The organism is Myroides sp. LJL119, assembly GCF_054871605.1.
The window spans coordinates 602,704-624,102 of sequence record NZ_JBTXLO010000001.1; the positions used below are offsets into that span (position 1 = coordinate 602,704).

At 32.7% G+C, this 21,399-nt stretch carries 22 protein-coding genes; 15 read left to right on the forward strand and 7 right to left on the reverse strand.

All coding sequences use genetic code 11. The features are described from left to right. Window positions 1-96: 96 nt before the first annotated feature. The gene (locus ACYSNV_RS02690) at window positions 97-1,080 is read left to right on the forward strand and encodes a UDP-glucuronic acid decarboxylase family protein (protein WP_461761016.1); all 984 of its coding nucleotides are present in this window, start codon (window positions 97-99) and stop codon (window positions 1,078-1,080) included. A 160-nt stretch (window positions 1,081-1,240) separates the two neighbouring features. Next, complete coding sequence (gene purD / locus ACYSNV_RS02695) at window positions 1,241-2,512, forward strand: phosphoribosylamine--glycine ligase (protein WP_461761017.1); 1,272 nt, start codon at window positions 1,241-1,243, stop codon at window positions 2,510-2,512. A 7-nt stretch (window positions 2,513-2,519) separates the two neighbouring features. On the opposite strand, the gene ACYSNV_RS02700 is transcribed toward purD, so the two are convergent. Beyond that, complete coding sequence (locus tag ACYSNV_RS02700) at window positions 2,520-2,750, reverse strand: DUF6341 family protein (RefSeq protein WP_461761018.1); 231 nt, start codon at window positions 2,748-2,750, stop codon at window positions 2,520-2,522. Window positions 2,751-2,863: 113 nt separating this feature from the next. Here ACYSNV_RS02700 and ACYSNV_RS02705 point away from each other — a divergent pair, with 113 nt between their 5' ends. Further along, window positions 2,864-3,802 carry a DUF6427 family protein gene (locus tag ACYSNV_RS02705; RefSeq protein ID WP_461761019.1) on the forward strand — a complete coding sequence of 313 codons (939 nt, stop codon included), beginning with the start codon at window positions 2,864-2,866 and terminating at the stop codon, window positions 3,800-3,802. Here ACYSNV_RS02705 and upp read toward each other — a convergent pair. Next, window positions 3,797-4,450, reverse strand: coding sequence for a uracil phosphoribosyltransferase (gene upp, locus ACYSNV_RS02710; RefSeq protein WP_461761020.1), 654 nt, complete (start codon window positions 4,448-4,450; stop codon window positions 3,797-3,799). The genes ACYSNV_RS02705 and upp overlap by 6 nt on opposite strands. A gap of 59 nt (window positions 4,451-4,509) precedes the next feature. Between upp and ACYSNV_RS02715 the strand changes: the two genes are divergently transcribed. The 11 genes from ACYSNV_RS02715 (at window position 4,510) to argH (ending at window position 15,426) form a co-directional block, all read left to right on the forward strand. Next, the gene (locus tag ACYSNV_RS02715; protein ID WP_461761021.1) at window positions 4,510-5,115 is read left to right on the forward strand and encodes a DUF4254 domain-containing protein; all 606 of its coding nucleotides are present in this window, start codon (window positions 4,510-4,512) and stop codon (window positions 5,113-5,115) included. Window positions 5,116-5,190: 75 nt separating this feature from the next. Beyond that, window positions 5,191-6,234 (forward strand): glycosyltransferase family 9 protein, encoded by a 1,044-nt coding sequence (locus ACYSNV_RS02720; protein ID WP_461761022.1) that lies wholly within the window; start codon window positions 5,191-5,193, stop codon window positions 6,232-6,234. 23 nt (window positions 6,235-6,257) lie between these two features. Beyond that, entirely contained in the window at window positions 6,258-6,776 is a 519-nt protein-coding gene (locus tag ACYSNV_RS02725; protein ID WP_461761023.1) for an adenine phosphoribosyltransferase, read from the forward strand. Between the two features lie 409 nt (window positions 6,777-7,185). Continuing rightward, window positions 7,186-7,866: a GNAT family N-acetyltransferase gene (locus ACYSNV_RS02730; protein WP_461761024.1), complete on the forward strand. Its 681-nt coding sequence runs from the start codon at window positions 7,186-7,188 to the stop codon at window positions 7,864-7,866. Window positions 7,867-7,883: 17 nt separating this feature from the next. Beyond that, window positions 7,884-9,077: an argininosuccinate synthase gene (gene argG, locus ACYSNV_RS02735; protein ID WP_461761025.1), complete on the forward strand. Its 1,194-nt coding sequence runs from the start codon at window positions 7,884-7,886 to the stop codon at window positions 9,075-9,077. A gap of 11 nt (window positions 9,078-9,088) precedes the next feature. Then, window positions 9,089-10,060, forward strand: coding sequence for an N-acetyl-gamma-glutamyl-phosphate reductase (gene argC / locus ACYSNV_RS02740; protein WP_461761026.1), 972 nt, complete (start codon window positions 9,089-9,091; stop codon window positions 10,058-10,060). A gap of 14 nt (window positions 10,061-10,074) precedes the next feature. Next, window positions 10,075-11,211: an aspartate aminotransferase family protein gene (locus ACYSNV_RS02745; RefSeq protein WP_461761027.1), complete on the forward strand. Its 1,137-nt coding sequence runs from the start codon at window positions 10,075-10,077 to the stop codon at window positions 11,209-11,211. Window positions 11,212-11,224: 13 nt separating this feature from the next. After that, window positions 11,225-12,217 carry a Rossmann-fold NAD(P)-binding domain-containing protein gene (locus ACYSNV_RS02750; RefSeq protein WP_461761028.1) on the forward strand — a complete coding sequence of 331 codons (993 nt, stop codon included), beginning with the start codon at window positions 11,225-11,227 and terminating at the stop codon, window positions 12,215-12,217. Between the two features lie 8 nt (window positions 12,218-12,225). Then, the gene (gene argB / locus ACYSNV_RS02755) at window positions 12,226-13,011 is read left to right on the forward strand and encodes an acetylglutamate kinase (protein ID WP_461761029.1); all 786 of its coding nucleotides are present in this window, start codon (window positions 12,226-12,228) and stop codon (window positions 13,009-13,011) included. A gap of 17 nt (window positions 13,012-13,028) precedes the next feature. After that, complete coding sequence (locus tag ACYSNV_RS02760) at window positions 13,029-14,093, forward strand: M20 family metallo-hydrolase (RefSeq protein ID WP_461761030.1); 1,065 nt, start codon at window positions 13,029-13,031, stop codon at window positions 14,091-14,093. A 1-nt stretch (window position 14,094) separates the two neighbouring features. Then, window positions 14,095-15,426: an argininosuccinate lyase gene (gene argH, locus ACYSNV_RS02765; protein ID WP_461761031.1), complete on the forward strand. Its 1,332-nt coding sequence runs from the start codon at window positions 14,095-14,097 to the stop codon at window positions 15,424-15,426. 43 nt (window positions 15,427-15,469) lie between these two features. Here argH and ACYSNV_RS02770 read toward each other — a convergent pair whose 3' ends face one another. The 3 genes from ACYSNV_RS02770 to ACYSNV_RS02780 form a co-directional block, all read right to left on the reverse strand. Continuing rightward, window positions 15,470-16,522, reverse strand: coding sequence for a 2Fe-2S iron-sulfur cluster-binding protein (locus tag ACYSNV_RS02770; protein ID WP_461761032.1), 1,053 nt, complete (start codon window positions 16,520-16,522; stop codon window positions 15,470-15,472). 261 nt (window positions 16,523-16,783) lie between these two features. Next, the gene (pheS, locus tag ACYSNV_RS02775; protein ID WP_461761033.1) at window positions 16,784-17,800 is read right to left on the reverse strand and encodes a phenylalanine--tRNA ligase subunit alpha; all 1,017 of its coding nucleotides are present in this window, start codon (window positions 17,798-17,800) and stop codon (window positions 16,784-16,786) included. A gap of 90 nt (window positions 17,801-17,890) precedes the next feature. Then, window positions 17,891-18,247, reverse strand: coding sequence for a hypothetical protein (locus tag ACYSNV_RS02780; RefSeq protein ID WP_461761034.1), 357 nt, complete (start codon window positions 18,245-18,247; stop codon window positions 17,891-17,893). Between the two features lie 81 nt (window positions 18,248-18,328). Here ACYSNV_RS02780 and ACYSNV_RS02785 point away from each other — a divergent pair, with 81 nt between their 5' ends. Next, window positions 18,329-18,862 carry a CvpA family protein gene (locus tag ACYSNV_RS02785; protein ID WP_461761035.1) on the forward strand — a complete coding sequence of 178 codons (534 nt, stop codon included), beginning with the start codon at window positions 18,329-18,331 and terminating at the stop codon, window positions 18,860-18,862. A gap of 7 nt (window positions 18,863-18,869) precedes the next feature. Here ACYSNV_RS02785 and ACYSNV_RS02790 read toward each other — a convergent pair whose 3' ends face one another. Continuing rightward, window positions 18,870-19,634, reverse strand: coding sequence for a tetratricopeptide repeat protein (locus ACYSNV_RS02790; RefSeq protein WP_461761036.1), 765 nt, complete (start codon window positions 19,632-19,634; stop codon window positions 18,870-18,872). A 3-nt stretch (window positions 19,635-19,637) separates the two neighbouring features. After that, the gene (locus ACYSNV_RS02795) at window positions 19,638-21,398 is read right to left on the reverse strand and encodes a BatD family protein (protein ID WP_461761037.1); all 1,761 of its coding nucleotides are present in this window, start codon (window positions 21,396-21,398) and stop codon (window positions 19,638-19,640) included. Window position 21,399 lies beyond the last annotated feature (1 nt).

Sequence of the window (21,399 nt, forward strand, 5' to 3'; positions counted from 1 at the left end):
ATTAAGAGAACTCTAGTTAATGGTTTAAAGAAAAAAAGTGTAATAAATTGATCATATTTAGCACTGTATTTCTTTGATATTTAAAACATAATGAAAATGAAACGTATACTTATAACCGGTGCAGCAGGTTTTTTAGGATCCCATCTTTGTGACAAATTTATCAATAAGGGATATCATGTGATTGCTATGGATAATTTAATAACCGGAGATCTTCGAAATATAGAACATTTATTTGGACGTATTAATTTCGAATTTTTACATCATGATGTTACCAAGTATGTTCATGTAGAAGGAAGCCTGGATTACATTTTACATTTTGCTTCTCCTGCAAGTCCAATTGATTATTTAAAAATTCCCATCCAAACACTAAAAGTAGGATCATTAGGAACTCATAATTTACTTGGATTGGCTAGAGTAAAAAAAGCAAGAATGCTTATTGCTTCCACCTCTGAGGTTTATGGTGATCCACTTGTACATCCTCAAAATGAGGACTATTATGGTAATGTAAATACTATCGGCCCAAGGGGGGTGTATGATGAAGCAAAACGATTTCAAGAATCCATCACAATGGCCTATCATACTTTTCATGGGGTTCAGACAAGAATAGCTCGTATTTTTAATACCTATGGACCTAGGATGCGATTAAATGATGGTAGGGTTATTCCTGCATTTATTGGTCAAGCACTAAGAGGAGAAGATTTAACAGTTTTTGGACAGGGTTTGCAAACTCGTTCATTTTGTTATGTCGATGACCAGGTTGAAGGTATTTATCGATTGTTATTATCTGATTATCATTTGCCAGTGAACATTGGTAATCCACAGGAAATTTCTATTATTGATTTTGCCAAAGAGATTTTAGCTTTAACCCAAAGTAATCAGTCTATAGTATTTAAAGAATTACCACAAAATGATCCTTTGCAAAGGTGTCCTGATATTACAAGAGCAAAGCAAATACTGGGATGGGAACCCAAAGTAGATAGAGCACAAGGAATGAAAAAGACCTTTGAATATTTTAAAAATTTTTCAAATAGTGAGTTGTTAAAGCAAGACCATAAGGATTTTACAAACTATATAAGTTAAAAACTAAACTATTGAGAAAAGGCATAAAAAAATAAGTTTACAAAAGCTAAAAAAGAGATTAACCACTTAAAGGATAATCTCTTTTTTATTTGAAATAGTTTTTTTAATAGTTCAGTTAAATGAACTATTTTTGATGTTTAATTACAAACAACACAATACAATGAATATTTTACTATTAGGTTCCGGAGGACGCGAGCATGCATTTGCTTGGAAAATGCTTCAAAGTGAGCACTGTAAAAATCTATATGTTGCGCCAGGGAATGCAGGTACAGCATCAATAGCACATAATTTGGATTTTGATCCAAACGATTTTCAAAAAGTAAAACAAGCAGTGCTGGAAAAAGCAATCGATATGGTTGTTGTAGGACCAGAAGATCCGCTAGTTAAAGGAATTGTTGATTTTTTTGCTTTGGATTCGCAAATAAACCATATTCCTGTGATAGGGCCTTCAAAGAAGGGGGCACAATTAGAAGGAAGTAAAGATTTTGCAAAAGAATTTTTATTCAAACATAATATACCAACAGCGGCATATGCTTCTTTTACCAAAGACACCATAGAGCAAGGTAAAGCGTTTTTAGAAACTTTAAAAGCTCCTTATGTGTTAAAAGCCGATGGGCTAGCTGCAGGTAAAGGTGTAGTTATTTTAGATGATTTGCAAGCTGCCAAAATAGAACTTGAAGATATGTTAGTCGATGCAAAGTTTGGAGACGCTAGCTCTAAAGTTGTAATCGAGGAGTTTTTAGATGGAATAGAATTAAGTTGCTTTGTATTAACGGATGGGAAAAGCTATAAAATATTGCCTACCGCTAAGGATTACAAACGTATTGGAGAAGGGGATAAGGGACTGAACACAGGAGGTATGGGTGCTATATCACCAGTTCCTTTTGTGAGTGAAGAGTTTATGCAAAAAATTGAACAACGAATTGTTATACCTACTGTTGAAGGCTTAATTAAGGACCAATTAGATTTTAAAGGGTTTGTTTTTATTGGTTTAATCAAAGTAGGAGACGATCCTTTTGTTATCGAATACAATGTGAGAATGGGAGATCCTGAAACCGAAGTTGTATTGCCTTTAATAAAATCGGATTTAGTAGAGTTATTTAAGAGTATAGCCAATGAAAGTTTAGATAAACATGAAATCCAAATTCAGGACTGTTCAGCTACTACAGTTATGTTAGTTTCAGGTGGTTATCCTTTAGAGTATGAAAAAGGTAAGGTGATTACCGGGCTTGAACAAGTTCAAGATTCTTTGGTATTTCATGCAGGTACGGCTTTAAAACAGGGACAAATAGTAACCAATGGAGGTCGTGTTTTAGCAGTTACTTCTTTCGGAGATACTTTTCAAGAAGCATTAAAAAAATCTTATCAAAACATAGATAAACTTTGCTTTGATAAGATTAATTATCGAAAAGATATTGGATTTGATCTTTAAGATTAAATTATTTTAAAAATGAGTGGGCTGTAGTATCTTGATTATCCTCATTATTATCTTTAAATATTTGTAATTGTTTTAACCAAAATACAAAATAATAACAAGTGATAAGGATGAAAATCCAAGTTACCGTATTTGCGGCCCACCAATTTGTTAGTTCTAATTTCGCCAAATAATCCATTGGGATAAAAAGAACTCTTTCGAATAGGAATCCAATTCCGTTGAAAAATGAAGTCATTTTTATTTATTTTTTAAATTAAATAAAATTATTTTATTAATCCGTAATACGCTTTACTCGCCTTAAGAAGGTTACAGTAAACCATATTAGTTACAAAAATATAAAATATATAAATGTTAGCAAGTATTTTTAGTAAAACAAAACCAATTAATTATATAATTCTTACCATACTTTTATTGGTTTGTTTTGTAATCTACCAATTTACGCAGGTTTATAGCAATGATTTCACTTTAAAGACCTTTGGTATAAAATCCACGGAGTTACTACTTATTTTATTGATGATGTATCTTTCTCAATTTGTAGTCTCACGTAATAGACTTGTAAGAGATAACGCTTACGTCCCTTTGTTTTTTGTTTGCTTTGTACTTTTCTTTCCAAGTGTTCTTAATGATATAAAGCTTTTGATTTCTAATTACTTTATAATGCTTGCATTAAGGAGAATTTATTCTTTACATTCTTTAAAACAAAGTAAGGAAAAAATTTTTGATGCCTCTTTATGGATATTTGTAGCTAGTTTATTTCATTTTTGGAGTATATTGTTCGTAATATTACTTTTTGTTGCCATTGCTGGGTTTGTTCAAAAAGATCATAGGAATTTTGTTATACCAATTTTAGCTTTTATAGCTGTTTTTATAGGTTTGACAATCTATTTACTTTATCAAGATGTAAGCTACTCACAGTGGTTTTTACAAAAAGCTCGCGTAAGTTTTGATTTTATGTACTTTGATAATGTATTTGAAAATTTATCTTTAGCAGTTTTTGTCTCGGTTGCATTATTGTTTTTTGTAGCAGAGCTTATGGCACTACCTTTAAAAGCCTATAATATGCAAAGTACCTATAAAAAAATGCTTTTAACTTTTCTAATAGGTATTGCAGTTTATGTATTATCTGATGATAAAAATAATGGCATGTTAATTTTCTCTTTTTTCCCCTTATCAATTCTAGGGGCCAATTATGTGGATAGAATTCCACAGAATTGGCGCAAAGAAGCAGTGGTCTATTCCGTGTTTTTACTAGCCATAAGCTTTTATATCGGACAAGTGATATTATAATTTTTGACCATATGCCAAATCACCAGCATCTCCTAATCCTGGAACAATATAATTATTAGAATCTAGGGTATCGTCTAAAGTAGCCACCCAAAGATGTACATTATCTGCTAAGTGATCTTGCAAGTATTTTATTCCTTGTGGAGCAGCTAATACAACAGCAATGTGCAGTTCTTTAGGAGTTTGATTTATCATTAGTTTTTCAATTACCGCCACTAAAGATTTTCCAGTTGCTAACATGGGGTCAATTAAAATCAAAATTTTGTCGTCAAAGGATGGTGCAGCTTGATATTCCACTAGTATTTCATCCTTTAAATCTCCTGGTGTGTGTACTCGCATTGCGGAAACAAAACCATTCTCTGCATCATCGAAGAAATTCATAAATCCCGTATGAAGGGCCAAACCGGCACGTAAGATGGAGCATAAAACAACCTTGTCTTGCACGCAAGTGGTATGTTTTGTCCCTAGTGGCGTTTTTACCGAGATGGGCTTGTATTGAAGTGTTTTACTTAATTCGTAAGCCATTATTTCCCCAATTCGCTCAATATTTTTTCTGAACCGCATACTATCTTTTTGTATGTTTTGATCTCTTAGTTGGGCTAAAAAATGATTTAGAATACTATTTTGCTCGGAGATATAGTGAATTTTCATAAAAATATAATTAGTAGTATAAAGGTATTAAAACTATATTTGTAAATAAAATATTTATCATGTTTTCAGAATTAGCATTTCCGATATTTGAACAAAGCATTCAAGACTATCATAAGTTTGACAATGTAGATCAACCTATCTCTAACCCTTATCCTAAGGATGATATTAAACATTTATTGTACTTAAAAAATTGGATTGATACCGTACAATGGCACTTTGAGGATATTATTCGTGATCCACAAATTGATCCGGTTCAAGCTTTGTCTTTGAAAAGAAGAATTGATGCTTCTAATCAAGAAAGAACTGATATGGTAGAGTATATCGATAGTTATTTTTTACAAAAATATAAAGATGTGCAAATCAAGCAGGATGCGAAAATTAATTCAGAAAGTCCAGCTTGGGCTATTGATCGTCTATCAATTTTAGCCTTGAAGATTTATCATATGAAAGAAGAAGCAAACAGAGAGCAAGCCTCGGCTGATCATCGTGCAAAATGTCAAGCTAAGTTGGATGTATTGTTAGAGCAAAAAAAGGATTTAACAACAGCTATAGACGATTTATTAGTAGATATAGCCTCTGGTGCGAAGTATATGAAGGTTTATAAGCAAATGAAAATGTACAATGACGAGGAATTAAACCCAGTGTTGTATCAGAATAAAAAATAGTTATATCTTTGGAATAATTTTTATAAAAGCGTGTATATCACGCTTTTATTTTTGTAAATCAAAATTAAACGTTTGGTGAGAAAATTAAAACATATCGTAATTTTTAGGCTATCTGCAATGGGAGATGTCGCAATGACAGTTCCGGTTATTCGCGCTTTGGTTCAACAACATCCTGAGTTACGGGTAACGGTAGTTTCTAGACCTTTTTTTAAACCTTTTTTTAAAGATATACCTAGGGTGGACTTCATGGGTGTTGATTTAAAAAAAAGGCATAAAGGACTACTGGGTTTATGGCAATTATATAAAGACATAAAAGCTTTAGAAGTAGACTATTTTGCAGATTTTCACAATGTTTTACGCTCGTCGATTATTCGTCGATTATTTGCAATATCTGGATACAAGGTAGCTGCATTGGATAAGGGGAGAAAAGCAAAAAAAGAATTAACACGTGCTAAAAATAAAGTGTTTCAGCCTGTTACAAGTATGTTTGAGAATCACCTAAACACTTTACAAAAGTTGGGGATTAAGGTAGACTTAAGTGATCCGAAATTTCCTGAAAAAAAGCCAATAGCCAAGGAACTTTATCCTTATATAAAACAAAAAGATACCTTCTGGATTGGAATTGCTCCTTTTGCACAGTACCAAACTAAAGTCTATCCTTTAGATCTTATGCAAAAAGTTATAGATACTTTAGCAGAACGAGAGAAATCTGTTATTTTTTTATTTGGTGGTGGCGAAAAAGAGATAGCTTTATTAAATCAGTTAAAAAGGGACAATCCAAATGTTATTGTAATTGCTGGAAAAGTTAAATTTGATGTAGAGTTAAATCTTATTGCAAATTTGGACATTATGCTCTCTATGGATTCTGGAAATGCCCATATAGCAGCTATGCTTGGAGTAAAGGTAATAAGCCTATGGGGGGCAACCCATCCTTATGCTGGATTTAGACCTTTTAATCAACCTTTAGACTTTTGTATTACAGCCAATAGAGATTTATACCCATTATTGCCTACCTCGGTATATGGCAATAAAAATATAGAGGGATATCAAGATGTGATGAGAACTATTGATCCCAATGTGATTTGTGATAAGATTATACAAGAAATACGTAAGTCTTAATAGAAATTAAAAACTGAAATAATATGGAGTTTAAAATAGAACAGTATATAAGAGATGTTCAGGATTTTCCTAAGCCTGGCGTTGTTTTTAAAGATATTACCCCACTTTTAAATAATCATCAAGCATTGGTTCAAACCACTAAGGCACTACTTGAATTAGTTGGAAATCAAAAAATTGATAAAGTTGTAGGAATGGAAAGTAGAGGGTTTTTCTTTGCAAGTATCTTAGCAAAGGAATTAAACGCGGGATTTGTTCCTGTTAGAAAACCCAATAAACTTCCTTATAAAAAAGTATCTCAGCAGTATAGTTTAGAGTACGGCACGGATATTCTTGAGATGCATCAAGATGCAATAAAACCCGGAGAAAAAGTTTTAATTCATGACGATGTACTGGCTACCGGAGGAACTGCGCAAGCAGTTTGTAAATTAGTGGAGTCTTTAGGGGGAGAAATAGTACAACTTAATTTCCTTATGGAACTTGGCTTTTTACACGGGAGAGAAAAAATTAAGAATTACCAGGTTAAAAGCTTAATTACTTATTAGTCAATTACCTGTTTGTAATCTAATCCTAATGTATTTTTATTTGTTGGTAAAAATATATTAGGATTTTTTTTTAAAATAATATTTGCATAAGTCAAAAATTATTCGAAATATTTGCACTTGCATTCACGCAAAGTAATATAAATGAGACACACTGATCTAAATATAGAGATTTTAAACAACAGCACTATCTGTATAGTGTCTGGTGTGTCAGTTATTTTTAATTCGCGGTCTTCGCGGGTTCGGGCATAATTACACTTTGCCTTTTTTTATTGTATATAGTATTTTTATACTATTACCCCTTTTTATTTATCAATAATTTTTAATGTTTTTCAAATAACCTGAGGCATTCTTGTATACAAGAATTACATCTATGCTTTTGGATTATTGGATTTTAATTCACTGATTTAGAATGAATTCAAATCAATTTCTCGTTGTACCAGCGAATGAATCACATGTTGGCTATGCTGAACAAATTTGTGAGGAAATGGCACAATCTGCTAAAGCTAGAGGTACAGGAATTGCTAGAAGAAAACCAGAGTACGTAGCCGGTAAAATGCTGGAGGGTAAGGCTGTTATTGCTTTACATAAAGATGGTACTTGGGCTGGGTTTTGTTACATTGAAACCTGGGGGCATGGTCAATATGTTGCCAATTCAGGCTTAATTGTTAATCCTGTTTATCGTAATGAGGGACTTGCAAAGGCTATAAAGAAAAGAATTTTTGAGCTATCAAGAAGTAAGTACCCTACTGCTAAAATTTTTGGGTTGACCACCGGTTTTGCTGTAATGAAAATTAATTCAGAATTGGGCTATGAACCAGTGCCTTATTCTGCCTTAACAGACGATGAAGCTTTTTGGAAAGGATGTCAGAGTTGTATTAATTTTCAAATTCTAGAAAGTAAAGAAAGGAAGAATTGCTTGTGCACAGCCATGTTATGGGATCCAGAATCTAAGCAAAAGAAACTCCAAAGTAAAATAGGACAAAAGCAAGAGGCTAAGGAACGTCTACAAAGAATGAAAAAAAAGCAATCATTGCTTAAAAAGCTTCAGATTCAAATTAGAAGAACAATAAACAAAACCCATTTATTTTAACTAAAACACACAACAAAATGAATAATAAAAAAGTAGTATTAGCATTTAGCGGAGGTTTAGATACAAGCTTCTGCGTTATATATTTAAAACAAGAATTGGGATATGAAGTGCATTCAGTTGTTGTGAATACTGGAGGCTTTTCACCAGTTGAATTACAAGAGATCGAACAAAAAGCCTATGATTTAGGGGTTGCATCTCACCATACGATTGATCAGACAGAAAGTTATTATCAAGAAAGCGTAAAGTATTTAATTTTCGGAAACGTTTTAAAAAATGGTACTTATCCGTTATCGGTTAGTGCTGAGCGTGTTTGTCAAGCCACAGCAATAGCTAATTACGCCAAGCAAATTGGGGCCACAGCAGTTGCCCATGGTAGTACAGGTGCAGGAAATGATCAAGTACGTTTTGATATGATTTTTAATATTCTAGTACCTAACGTTCAGATAATAACTCCTATAAGAGATCTTAAATTAAGTAGAGAAGAGGAAATAGAGTTTTTGCAAAAACATGGTGTAGAAATTAATGCCGAAAAAGCATTGTATTCTATCAATAAAGGATTATGGGGAACTTCGGTTGGAGGAAAAGAGACCTTAACATCAAAAGAGTATTTGCCAGAACATGCTTGGCCAACTCCAATTACAAAAACAGATAGTCAAAAAGTTGAAATCCAATTTGTAAAAGGTGAACCAATAGCTATAAATGGAGTACAGATGAGCCCTACCCAAGTAATCCAAAATTTACAAGATATGGCTCAACCCTATGGTATTGGAAGAGATATTCATGTTGGGGATACTATTATTGGAATAAAGGGAAGAGTTGGTTTTGAAGCAGCAGGACCTATTATTTTAGTAAAAGCACATCATACTTTAGAGAAACACACATTAACTAAATGGCAATTAAGTTGGAAAGAACAATTAGGTTCTTTTTATGGTAATCATTTACATGAGGGACAATTTCACGACCCGATTATGAGAGACATAGAGGCTTTTTTACAAAGTACCCAAAACAGTGTGACTGGGACAGTTTTTGTAGAGTTACATGCCCATCGTTTTGTTATCTTAGGAATTGAATCTGAATATGATTTGATGAGTAATCAATTTGGAAGTTATGGAGAGATGAATAATACTTGGACAGGTCAAGATGTCAAGGGATTCTCTAAAGTGTTTGGAAATCAAACCATGATTTGGCATAAAGTAAATAATAATCAATAAGGAGTTAAATTATGCAAAACATTAGAATTGGTATTGTTGGTGGTGCTGGGTATACCGCTGGTGAATTATTAAGAATAGTTATTAATCATCCAAATGTAGAGATCGTTTTTGTACATTCTATTAGTAGCACTGGAAAGAAGTTATATGAGGTACATAGAGATTTATTAGGCGATACAGATTTGGAGTTCACCGATAAGTTATCACAAGAAATAGACCTTATTTACCTTTGTTTAGGCCACGGTGATTCAAAGGTTTTTTTAAGTGAAAACCCGATTAACTCTGGTATTAAAATAATAGATTTAAGTCAAGATTTTCGACTTTTAGACAATGCGAATTCTTTTGTATATGGTTTACCTGAATTAAATAAAAATAAAATTCAACAAGCTGATTTTGTAGCAAACCCCGGATGTTTTGCCACAGCAATTCAATTGGCTTTGTTACCCCTTGCTAATGCTCAGAAGATAAAGTCGGATGTATATATAAATGCAATAACTGGTAGCACAGGAGCAGGTCAAAAACCAAGTGAAACAACCCACTTTAGTTACAGAAGTAATAATATTTCGGTATATAAAGCTTTTAGTCATCAACATTTAGGTGAAATTAATCAAAGCTTAAGCTTATTGCAAGCTGATTTTGATAAGGATTTAAAGTTTATTCCTCAAAGAGGAGATTTTGCTAGAGGTATTTTTGTTACCGTGGTGTTAAAAAGTGATGATACTTTAGAGGATTTAATGCAGATCTATAAAATGTATTATAAAGATCATCCCTTTACTCATCTTAGTGATACTCCTATAGATTTAAAACAGGTAGTAAATACTAATAAATGTTTAATTTCTATCGAAAAATATAATCAGGATATACTAATTACAAGTACGATAGATAATTTGTTAAAAGGGGCAAGTGGACAAGCAGTTCAAAATATGAATTTAATGTTCAATTTAGATCAAAAGGCAGGGTTAAACTTAAAGGCTTCCGCCTTTTAAAAATCAAAACAAGTATGAAATTATATGATGTTTATCCTTTAAATCCCATTGAAATTGTTCAAGGTAAAGGAAGTTTTGTTTATGACAGTAATGGAAATAAGTATTTAGATTTATACGGAGGACATGCTGTTATTTCGATTGGACATAGTAATGCCCATTATATTGAATCGATAAAACAACAATTAGATAAGTTGGGCTTTTACTCCAACTCGATTTTAATTCCACAACAACAAACACTAGCACAACTGTTAGGAGAAATCTCAAACCTTCCGCAATATCAATTATTTTTATGTAATTCGGGAGCTGAGGCTAATGAAAATGCATTGAAATTAGCGTCTTTTTATAACAAAAGGAAGAAAATTATTGCCTTTAAAGGTGCGTTTCATGGCCGAACTTCCTTGGCTGTTAAAGCAACCGATAATCCTAAGATAGTTGCCCCTGTTAATGAATCAGAAAATGTTGAGTTTTTACCATTTAATGACATATTAGCCTTAGAAAAGGTTTTTACAGAACAAGGAGATCAAATTTGTGCTGTAATTGTTGAAGGTATTCAAGGAGTAGGTGGAATTCAAGTAGCAAGTGTGGAGTTTTTACAAAAAATTAGAAGCTTAACCCAGCAATACAATAGTGTGTTTATTGCCGATGAAGTGCAATGTGGTTATGGGCGTAGTGGTAGTTTTTTTAGTATTGATAAAAAAGCTGTAAAGGCTGATATCTATACCATGGCAAAGGGAATGGGTAATGGTTTTCCTATTGGCGGTATTGCCATTAGTGATAAGTTTACCCCATGGCATGGACAATTGGGAACTACCTTTGGTGGGAATCACTTAGCATGTGCTGCGGCAATTGCAGTTTTACAAGAAATAAAAACACACTCTTTAATGCAAAATGCACAACAAATAGGTGAGTATTTAATGCAAGAATTATCCTCTTTGGAAAAAATCAAACAAGTAAGAGGAGAAGGGTTGATGATTGGGATTGATTTAGATCCAGCATTTAAGGATTTACGTAAAGACCTATTATTTAAAGATCATATTTTCACGGGGACAGCTAGTCCTAATGTAATACGTTTATTACCAGCTTTAAATTTAGAGAAACAGCAAGCTGATTTATTTTTGGAGAAATTCTCTAATAGATTAAAACAATATTAAAAACAGTAGAACCATGAAACAGTTTTTTTGCGTTAATGATGTACAGGATTTAGATTTATTATTAAAAAGTGCTCTACAGGCAAAACTGACACCTTTTGCAGATGAATCTTTAGGAAAACATAAAACACTAGGTTTAGTGTTTTTAAATCCAAGTTTACGAACTAGGATGAGCACTCAAAAGGCAGCTATGAATCTAGGTATAAATGTTATGGTTTTAAATATGAGTTCGGATGGTTGGGCTTTAGAGACTAAAGACGGTATTATAATGGATTCTGATAAAGCAGAACATATAAAGGAGGCTGCAGCTGTGATGGGTGAATATTGTGATATTTTGGGGTTACGTTGTTTTCCGAGTTTAAAAGATGCAGAGCAAGATTATAGCGAGGAATTGTTTCATAAGTTTACTAAATATTGTAATAAACCAGTAATTAGCTTAGAGAGTGCGACTCGTCACCCTTTACAAAGTTTTACGGATTTAATAACCATTTTTCAAAATTGGGATTACCAATTTGATAAACAAAGTCAAAAATATAAACCCTTATCCAAAAAGCCAAAAGTAGTATTAACATGGGCGCCGCATGTAAAGGCCTTACCACAGGCGGTTCCCAACTCTTTTGCTGAGTGGATGTGTAGAGCCCAGCAGCAAGGTCTAGTGGATTTTGTAATAACACATCCAAAAGGTTATGAGTTAAGTAAGGAGTTTACCCAAGATACTGTTATTGAATATGACCAAGAAAAAGCTTTATCGGATGCTGATTTTGTATACGTGAAAAACTGGTCAAGTTTTTCGGATTATGGTCAAATCATTTCAAGTGATCCATCTTGGATGCTTACCTTGGATAAGCTACAAATAACAAACAAAGCAAAGGTAATGCATTGTTTGCCTGTTAGAAGAGATTTGGTAATTTCATCACAGGTATTAGATAGCCCTAGTTCTATTGTCATTCAACAGGCTAGTAATCGCGTTTGGGCAGCGCAAGCTGTTTTAAAACAAATGTTGAAATAAATTAAGTTATGCAAAAGCTTACTGTAGTTAAAATAGGTGGAAATATAGTCGATGATCAAAAGGCATTAGCTAATTTCTTGGATATTTATCAAAACATTCCTGGAGCGAAAATTTTAGTTCATGGAGGTGGTAAAATAGCCACTAAAATGGCAAATGATTTAGGAATCCAAGCTCAAATGATCCAAGGTAGAAGAATCACTGATAACAAGATGTTACCAATTACTGTTATGGTTTATGCTGGTTTGATAAATAAATCAATCGTGGCTGCATTGCAAGAGAGAAAGGTGGACGCAATTGGTTTAAGTGGTGCTGATGCTAATATTATTACCGCCTCAAAAAGAGAATCGAATCCAATTAATTATGGTTTTGTAGGAGATTTTAACTGGCAGGATGTAAAGGTATCTCGATTCAAAGATTTTTTTCACATCGGTTTAACCCCTGTCCTATGTGCAATAACACATGATAGTCACGGTCAGCTTTTAAATACTAATGCCGATACCATTGCCTCTAATATTAGCATAGCATTGGCATTGGAGTATGAAGTAGATTTAATTTATTGCTTTGAACATAAGGGAGTATTACAAAATATAGATAATCCAGATTCTGTAATAGCTAAGATAGACCAAGAAAACTTTGTTGATTTACAACAAAAAGGCATTATAAATCATGGTATGGTACCAAAAATTTATAATGCATTACAAGCAACTCAGCAAGGAGTAAATAAGGTATGTATAAAGTTAGCGGAAGATCTATTGGATCCTTCAGCAGGTACAACCATACAAACCAATCATTAATCACTAATCAAAATGTAATGGATAAAAAGGATTTAACAAACCAATCTATAGAGTTATTAAAGCAATTAATACAAACACCTTCTTTTAGTAAACAGGAGAATTTCACAGCTGAGTTAATTGCTAAATACTTACTATCTTTTGGAATAGAGATTAATCGACATATGAATAATGTATGGGCCTTTAATCAAAATTTTGATCCAAAAAAGCCTACCATACTATTGAATTCTCATCATGATACGGTGAAGCCTAATAAGGATTATACCAGAGATCCTTTTAAAGCACAGGTAGAACAAGGTAAATTATTTGGTCTAGGAAGTAATGACGCAGGAGGTTGTTTGGTTAGTTTAATAGCAACTTTTATTTATTTTTACCCAAAAAAGGACTTAAAGTACAATTTTTGTTTAGCAGCCACAGCAGAAGAAGAAATATCGGGCAGTAATGGGCTGGAGTTAATTTTACCACAGCTTGGTAACTTAGATTTTGCGATAGTTGGTGAACCAACAAAAATGGATTTAGCAATTGCCGAGAAAGGCCTAATGGTATTAGACTGCACAGCACATGGTAAAAGTGGTCATGCAGCAAGAGATGAAGGAGATAATGCAATTTTTAAAGCAATTAAAGATATAACTTGGTTTAACAGTTATAGATTTGAAAAGGAATCAGAAGCGTTTGGTCCAATAAAAATGAGCGTAACAATGATTCAAAGCGGTACCCAACATAATGTTGTTCCTTCTACTTGTGATTTTGTTGTGGATGTACGAGTTACTGATGCTTATACCAATGATGAAGTATTGCAAATCATTGATCAGCATGTGGATTGTATTGTAAAGGCACGTTCTACTCGCTTAAAACCTTCATCCATAAAAAAAGAGCACCCTATTGTACAGGCTGGTATCACATTAGGACGTAAGACTTATGGTTCACCAACTACAAGTGACCAAGCTTTATTAGATATTCCTTCTCTTAAATGTGGACCTGGAGATTCAGCAAGATCTCATACAGCAGACGAATTCATCTATGTAGATGAAATTTATCAAGGGGTTGATTTATATATAGAAATGTTAAATAAAATCGTTTACTAACATGAAATTATGGCAAAAAAATACTACAGTTAATCATTGTGTTGATTCCTTTACTGTAGGTCAAGATAGAGTATTGGATATGCAATTAGCGGCTTTTGATGTTCTGGGATCATTAGCACACACACAAATGTTGCAAAGCGTTGGATTATTAAGTAAATCGGATTTAGATATAATTCAAATAGAGTTAAAGAAGATTTATAATGAAATACTTCAAGGGGAGTTCCATATAGAATCTGATGTAGAGGATATCCATTCTCAAGTCGAATTACTTTTGACTCGTCGAATTGGAGATGCGGGAAAAAAGATACATTCGGGAAGATCTAGAAACGATCAAGTTTTAGTAGATTTAAAGCTTTACTTTCGTTATGAGATACAAGAAATTGTAGAAAAAACAAAAGTGCTTTTCCAGACGTTGTTAAATTTAAGTGAGAAGCATAAACAAGTTTTACTTCCCGGTTATACGCATTTACAAATTGCTATGCCTTCTTCTTTTGGTTTGTGGTTTGGTGCTTATGCCGAGAGTTTGATCGATGATTTACAAATGATGTTGGCTGCTTGGAAAGTAACCAATAAAAACCCTTTAGGTTCAGCAGCTGGTTATGGGTCTTCTTTTCCTTTAGATAGGGCAGTAACTACTGATTTACTTGGATTTGACACTATGAATTACAATGTAGTTTATGCTCAAATGGGAAGAGGTAAGACAGAGCGTATATTGGCTCAAGGACTCTCAAGTATAGCTGCAACACTTGCCAAGTTTGCGATGGATGGTTGTTTGTATATGAGCCAAAATATGGGGTTCATTAAGTTTCCAGATCATTTAACAACGGGTTCTAGTATTATGCCTCATAAAAAGAATCCCGATGTGTTAGAATTAATACGATCTAGATGCAATAAAATTCAGGCTCTTCCCAATGAAATAGCAATGATGACTACGAATTTACCTTCAGGGTATCACAGAGATTTACAGTTATTAAAAGAGAATTTGTTTCCAGCTTTCACCTCTTTAAAAGAGTGTCTAGATATATTAAAGTTAATGCTTGATAATATTCAAGTTAATCCAAAGATTTTGGATGATCCTAAGTATGATTATTTATTCAGTGTTGAGGTTGTAAATAATCAAGTATTAGAAGGAGTAGCCTTTAGAGATGCTTATAAAAATATAGGTTTATCAATAGAAGATGGTACATATAAGCCCCAAAAAGAGGTTAATCACACTCATCAAGGGAGTATCGGAAATTTGATGAATCAACAGATCGAACAAGAGTTTATAGCGCTTTATAATACTTTTAAATTTGATCAAGTTAATGATAAACTAGTAAGTTTAGTGTCGTGATTTTTATAAAAGGCCTTTGTTATATTTAACAAGGGCCTTTTTTTTACATTTGGTCAAAATCCACATATATCTCATCAGAGGTAACAATAGCTTGGCACGAAAGGATTATTCCATCTGCAAGCTCTTGGTCGCTTAAAATGCTGTTTTTACGCATAACAGCACTTCCTTTTAAAACTTTGCACATACATGATGAGCAAATTCCACCTTGACAAGAATAAGGAGCATCAATATCTTTATCTAAAATAGCATCTAATAAGATTTGATCTTTTTGCATTTCAAAGGTAGTTTCTTCATCATCAACCAATACAGTTACTTTAGTCAAACTTGAATCCGCTTGAACTTGTTGGGTATTATCTGTATTGGGTGTAAATATTTCATATGAAATTTTATCTTTTGAACCTTCTTTTTCAACAATTGTATTTGTTACAATGTCAATCATTGGTTCTGGACCACAAATAAAATATTGATCAAATTTAGTTTCTTTATGTTTATTATTGATCACAAAATTTGTAGCTGCTTTATCAATTCGACCAAATAAAGCATCGGGTTGTTTTTCACGAGAATAAACAAAGTGTACATAAAGTCGTTGAGCAAACTTCTCTTGGAGCAAATGTAATTCTGAGTGAAAAATAGTTTCTTCTTGGCTTTTGTTTCCATAAACCAGTACAAAAGTACTCATAGGTTCATTTTCTAAAACACTTTCTATCATAGAAAAGATAGGGGTGATACCACTACCGGCTGCAAATGCAGCATAATTTTTCTTATTATCAGCATTGGTCACTAAAGTAAACCTTCCCTCAGGAACTTGGACCTGTAAGACATCTTTTACCTTTAAAATCTCATTGGCATAAGTCGAAAAAATACCATTGGCTACTTTTTTTACCACAATTCGTAGTTGTTGACTATTTGGTGTAGAACAAAGTGAGTAAGCTCGACGGATTTCTTTTTGATCCTCGTGGTACTTAATATTTAGATACTGTCCCGCAATAAAGGTATAGTCTTGTTTTTTATCTTCAGGGATATCAAATAATATCGATACCGCATTAGGAGTTTCTTGACGAATTTCCTTTACAGTTAATGGATGGAATTTAGACATAGATAGTTTTTGTTTGTACGCACGCAAAAATACGAAACCCAAATATTTAAATGAAACATTAAGACTACTTAAAGATAAAATTATTCATTAAATTTCTCTTAAAACAGTTGATTAGGTAGGCTTTAGAAGATTTGGGTATATCTTGGCACAAGCAATTGGAAGTTATTGATGAATTGCAAAAATATATGCTATAAAATATAAAATAGAAAAGGGCTCTTTTTTAAAAAAGAGCCCTTTTTATATTTTCTTAATATTATATCTTTAGAAACTTGATTTGAATTGTTCTAAGAAACGAACATCATTTTCATAGAACATACGAATATCACCAATTTGATATAAAAGCATTGCAATTCTTTCAATTCCCATTCCAAAAGCAAATCCGCTATACTGGTTAGGGTCAATATTACAATTTTTTAAAACGTTTGGATCAACCATACCACATCCCATTATCTCAAGCCATCCCGTACCTTTGGTAATTCGATAATCTGTTTCGGTTTTTAGTCCCCAATAGATATCTACCTCCGCACTAGGTTCAGTGAAAGGAAAGTAAGAAGGACGTAGACGTATTTTAGATTTGCCAAACATTTCTTTGGTAAAATATAAAAGAGTTTGTTTTAAATCAGCAAAAGAAACATCTTTGTCAATATATAATCCTTCTACTTGGTGAAAGATACAGTGTGAACGAGACGAGATAGCCTCATTTCTAAATACTCTTCCTGGAGATATAGTACGTAGAGGAGGTGTGTTTTTCTCCATATATCTAACCTGTACACTTGAGGTATGGGTACGCAATAAGTGTTCTGGGTTTGTTTGAACAAAAAAAGTATCTTGCATATCTCTAGCCGGATGGTATTCTGGGAAGTTTAATGCAGAGAAATTATGCCAATCGTCTTCAATTTCTGGTCCTTCAGAAATATTAAAACCAATAGAGTTGAAAATATCAACAATTTGATTTTTCACTAGTGAAATAGGGTGTCTAGCGCCAATTTCATTTGGATATCCAGGACGTGTTAAATCTCCGTAAAGACCTTGAATATCTTTTGAATCTAAAGCATCTTGAATCGACTTTACTTTATCTTCAATAGTACTTTTTAATAAATTTATCGCTTGTCCAAATTCTTTTTTCTGGTCATTAGGGACTGTTTTAAAATGTGCAAATAAGTCATTTAATATTCCCTTTTTTGATAAGAATTTTATTCTAAATGCTTCAAGCGTTTCTTTGTTGTCAGTTGTAAATTCTTGTGCCTGACCAACGTATTCTTTTATTTTATCTATCATCTTAAGTAAAGTAAAAAGCAAATTTACTGCTTTTCAATTAGACATTAAAATTTTAAAACCTTATTATTTTATAAATCGTATAGTTTATTTTTATTCGATGAATTTTGATTCGAGGAAGTAATTTATAATTGCCTCTTTCATTAAGACAGATTGCTCACCTGCTTTTAATGCCGGTAAGTTTTCCTTAACATTGTAATGTGGCCAACCATCTTGATCAAAGTGATCAAACTCATAGTAACCATAAGGTTCTAATAAACGACAAATAGCGATATGCATTAAATTGACTTTGTCATCTTTCTTATATTTTTTTTTAAATTTGCCACGTTCTTGTATGCCGATAAGGTAGATGATAGATTCTAAATCCAATTGATCTCCATCGGCGAATTTATCAGATATTTTTTGAACAAGGGTATTCCACCTTTGTTGCATTTGTTCATCTCTAGCCATTTCTTTATTATATAGTTATGCAAAGATACGATTTTACAATAGACGAAGATTCCAAGAAAGTAACAACTTATTAAACAAAATATGATTTTAGATTTATTTGTGACTATTGCTTTGATTTTTGGAATTTACAAAGGAGCGAAACAGGGTTTGTTTGTCTCTATTGCAGCTTTTATATCTCTTTTAATTGGAGTTATAATAGCACTAAAGTTCTCTAACGTAATTAAAGGGTATCTTTATTCTAGTTTAGGCTGGGATTCGTCTTTTTTACCCATAATAGCTTTTGTATTAACTTTTTTCTTAGCTGTTTTATGTGTAAAACTTGTAGCTAAATTAATTACGCATTTGTTGCAAGCGGTTTATTTAGGGTTTTTGAATCGAATATTCGGTGCTATTTTTCAAATTCTTGTAGTTATCCTTTTAGTTAGTTTATTTCTGAGTTTATTTGACAAATTAAACGCCATTTATCCTATGATTAGCAAACAAGAATTAGAGTTATCCCATAGTTATCGAATTTATCAAGAGATATCAAAGCATATTTTTCCAAGTTTCTTTGCTTTAATAGATAGCTTATTTGAGACTAGTTCACAATTTATTGAAAAAATAGAAATGCCCTAGAAAGTATTTAAATCTCTTTTATAGAACTTTTTAATATCCAGCCCTGCTCTTGGTTGTCCAAGCGCACCAATACCCATAACGATTTTTGCTCAAGTATGTAAACCTTTGTCCCTTTGTGAATTTGCAATAGTGTCTCTGAATTACTTCTAGGATGTTGTTTTAGATCAACTTCTTTATTAAAAACAATAGCCTTTGGTTGTTCACTAGAGTAATTAGATTCAAAAATTGCGGCATAACTACTACCTCCAATACCTAGCACACACAATAATATAAAGCTAAATGATAGGCGTTTTATTAGAGTTTTTTTACTAAAGTAATAGATTGCAAAACACACACATAGACTTATTGTAAAAGCTGTAATTAAATAAGCCCACTGATCAATAGTTAAACCTTTTAAACTTTGATGTATAATATCTTGGTTGGTATATTTTGTTACAACTACAATGTCATCTTGTAAATTAGCTCTTGCATAATCCAAGTTAGTTTGTATGTGTTTGTCTTCTGGGGCTAATGCAAGTGCTTTTTCGTAATAATAAACAGCATTTACGTTATCCTTTATTTTGTAGTAGGAATTTGCTAAATTAAAGTAGAGCTGCGAAGAGTTATCTACTTTCTGAATTAGATCTAAATAAGCTGTAACAGCCTTGTCGTAATGTTCTTTAGTATATAATTCATTGGCTTTTTCAAAATCGATTTGTAATTGGTTTGTATCGTTAGCAAATCCAACAATACTACTTAGGCCTACCAGTAATGATATTATGAAATGCTTCATTTTTTATTTTATTTGTTTTTCCAATTGTGCTAAAATTTCAATGGCATTATGATAATCACCATTTATATTTACCTGTTCACTTGGGGTATATCTAGCCCATTCACATGCATTTTTTAAAGCTATAAACTCATGAATGTTCTTAGAATCTACTTGATTTTTTTCCAATAAATCTATTATGGTTTCATTAGACATTTCGCTAGTTTCAATATGAAGCTTTGCTTTTAAGAAATTGTGCAAACATAGTTCTAATGCCTCATAAAACTTGTCTTTATCTGAGGTATGTTTTTTTGCTTGACTTAGATATTTCTTAGCTAAACGACTTTTTGCCTTTAAACGATTACCTTGTGTGTCTTTAAGAGCGTTTTGTTTAAGTTTAGATGCAATTAGCAATACTAATACTCCTAGAAAGGGCAAGGCATTGAGTAGGTAAAATAAAGTACTTCCCCAGTACTTATTTACCTGAGGATTTACTTGAGAAAATGAGGTTTTAATATTTTGAAATAAATCATTTTCTTGTAAAGTTTCAGGATCTTGAAGATCTTTGTTTGTAGGTAGAGTAGGTCCCTCTAATACATTTATTTTTATACTGTCTGTTGTTATTGTTTTATATGTTTTACTGGCTAAATCAAAATACGAGAACTCCATTGGATCAATTGTATATTCTCCCTGATACTGTGGAATTATCGTGTAATTATTTGTTCTACTACCTTGAATGCCGTATAAACCAGTAGATAACTTTTCACTGTAAACAGGATCATATATTTCAAGGGCACTGTTAGCCGTTGGAGTTGGCATTTTTAATAAATTTAAATTTCCTCTGCCGCTAACTTCTACTTTTAAATTAAGTAGCTCCCCAGCTTTTAACTCCCTTTTATTAGGAACTGCTTTAAAATTAAAATCACCTACTGCTCCTGAGAAATTAGAGGGTTGATCTTGTGTGGGTAGAGCTTTAGTATTTATGACAATCTTATTTGTAGAGAATTCTTTTTCGATATTTCCGTATTCTGGGAAGCCAAAAAAATCTCTTCTACCGGTTAGAATTTGAGCATGAACGTCCAAAACAAGTGGGTCGATTTCAAAGGTTCCTACCTCTTGAGCCATTAAAACATCTTGCTTTATTAATATATAATAATAAGGCTCATTGTTATAAGTTCCTTCAATTGGTTGTGGCTCGGGCACCTTTACATTGTGAACCCAGAATTTATCAAAAGTGGGTATTTTCTTGCCTGCATAGCCACTTAAACCTTCTCTGAAGAAAATTTTGTAACTAATAGTTATTGGTTCGTTTACGTAAGGATTGCGGTTACTAACCTCGGCAACTAGGTGAATAGTTTCTAAAGACTGTTTTTGAATTTGATTTAAGCTGTTCTCTTGTGATTCTCTTTTAACTGGATCTACAATATTGACAGTGACTGGTTGTGTTTGGTATTTTTGTCCATTAACTTCTATAGATGCTGAGCCAATAGTAAATTTACCTTTCTTTGTTGGTCTTAATACAAAGGAGTATGACTTATTAAAGGATTTTTTACCGTTTATCCAAGTGGCACTAATGGAAGTATTTGGACCACCAACAACATTAAAATCTTTAAAAGGAGGGGCTTGAAAGAAATCACCATCTTCATTAATAGCAAATTCAACCGTTAAATTCTCATTTAATGGAACATTTTGTTTACTAATTGTTGCTTGAAATGTAACTTGAGCCAATAAAACTTGACTACTTAACAATAGCGATAGTAAATAAAAATATTTTAATAAAATTCGCATA